We start from the raw sequence: 2,084 nt of genomic DNA, 5'->3' as shown, positions 1-2,084 counted from the left end.
ACCTACTACAGCCCCAGGATGCGATGAGCCGACATCGAGGTGCCAAACCACTCCGTCGATGTGGACTCTTGGGGGAGATCAGCCTGTTATCCCCAGGGTAGCTTTTATCCGTTGAGCGACGGCATTTCCATTCACATACCGCCGGATCACTAACTCCAACTTTCGTTACTGCTCGCGCCGTCACGCTCGCAGTTAGGCTGGCTTTTGCGTTTACACTCAAAAGCACGGTTTCCGTCCGTACTGAGCCAACCTTTGAGCGCCTCCGTTACTCTTTAGGAGGCGACCGCCCCAGTCAAACTGCCCACCTGACAATGTCCCCCGACCGGATTCACGGCCGCAGGTTAGAATTCCAGAAACCTAAGGGCGGTATCCCAACATTGACTCCACTAAAGCTGACGCCTTAGCTTCCCAGTCTCCCGCCTATCCTGTACATAGATTACCGAAACCCAATATCAGGCTACAGTAAAGCTCCATGGGGTCTTTCCGTCTTGCCGCAGGTAACCGGCATCTTCACCGGTACTACAATTTCGCCGGGTGGGTAGTTGAGACAGTGCCCAGATCGTTACACCATTCGTGCGGGTCGGAACTTACCCGACAAGGAATTTCGCTACCTTAGGACCGTTATAGTTACGGCCGCCGTTTACCGGGGCTTCAATTCAATGCTTGCACATCTCCTCTTAACCTTCCGGCACCGGGCAGGTGTCAGCCCCTATACTTCATCTTTCGATTTGGCAGAGACCTGTGTTTTTGCTAAACAGTCGCCTGGGCCTATTCTCTGCGGCTCTTTCGAGCACTCCTTATTCCGAAGTTACGGAGTCAATTTGCCGAGTTCCTTAACTACCCTTCTCCCGCTGGCCTTAGAATTCTCTTCCTGTCCACCTGTGTCGGTTTGCGGTACGGGCATCTGCTTCTATACACAAAGCTTTTCTCGCCTTGATCTAAGTGTGCTTCCCTACTATAATTTCAGTCCCTTACGCCCGGGTCTACCAACGCCCGGGTCACACCCTTTTCAAGTGTCCCTTTGCTTAAATTGCAGATGGTTACGGAATATCAACCGTATGTGCATCGGCTACGCCTTTCGGCCTGACCTTAGCTCCCGACTTACTTGGAGCGGACGAACCTTCCTCCAAAAACCTTAGACTTTCGGCCATTAAGATTCTCACTTAATTCTCGCTACTTATTCCGGCATTCTCACTCGTATACAGTCCACCAGCGCTTTCGCTCTGACTTCACCCCGTATACGACGCTCTCCTACCATACCTTACGGTATCCCAAGCTTCGGTTCATAGTTTAGCCCCGTTAAATTTTCCGCGCAGAATCACTCGACCAGTGAGCTATTACGCACTCTTTTAATGAGTGGCTGCTTCTAAGCCAACATCCTGGTTGTCTAAGCAATTCCACATCCTTTTCCACTTAACTATGATTGGGGACCTTAGCTGTGGGTCTGGGCTGTTTCCCTCTCGACAATGAAACTTATCTCCCACTGTCTGACTCCTGAAAAACGATTATCCGGCATTCTTAGTTTGATAAGGTTCAGTAACCTCTCGGCCCCTAGCCAATTCAGTGCTTTACCTGCAGTAATCTATTTCAAGGCTAGCCCTAAAGCTATTTCGGAGAGAACCAGCTATCTCCGGGTTCGATTGGAATTTCTCCGCTAGCCACAGTTCATCCGCTACCATTTCAACGGGAGTCGGTTCGGTCCTCCATGAAGTTTTACCTTCACTTCAGCCTGGTCATGGCTAGGTCACCCGGTTTCGGGTCGAATACATTTGACTTCATACGCCCTGTTCAGACTTGCTTTCGCTGCGGCTCCGCACCTGAAGTGCTTAACCTTGCCAAATACATTCACTCGCCGGACCATTCTACAAAAGGTACCCGATCGCACATTGACGTGCTTTCGGTGCTTGTAAACACAGGGTTTCAGGTTCTCTTTCACTCCCCTCCCGGGGTCCTTTTCACCTTTCCTTCACAGTACTATGCGCTATCGGTCACTGAGTAGTATTTAGCCTTACGGAGTGGTCTCCGCTCATTCCCACAAGGTTTCTCGTGTCTCGTGGTACTCTGGATACTGCCATGTCGGTTTC

General features: G+C 50.8%; 1 rRNA gene. It reads right to left on the bottom strand.

Annotation, left to right across the window (positions count from 1 at the left end):
• Nucleotides 1-2,084 (bottom strand): 23S ribosomal RNA (locus tag H8S01_RS13810); the annotation flags it as partial.

The organism is Lachnospira hominis (ex Liu et al. 2021) (assembly GCF_014287955.1).
Lineage (GTDB): Bacteria > Bacillota > Clostridia > Lachnospirales > Lachnospiraceae > Lachnospira > Lachnospira hominis.
The sequence above is the reverse complement of the archived record's forward strand: the minus strand, read 5'-3'. Positions and strand labels throughout refer to the sequence as shown.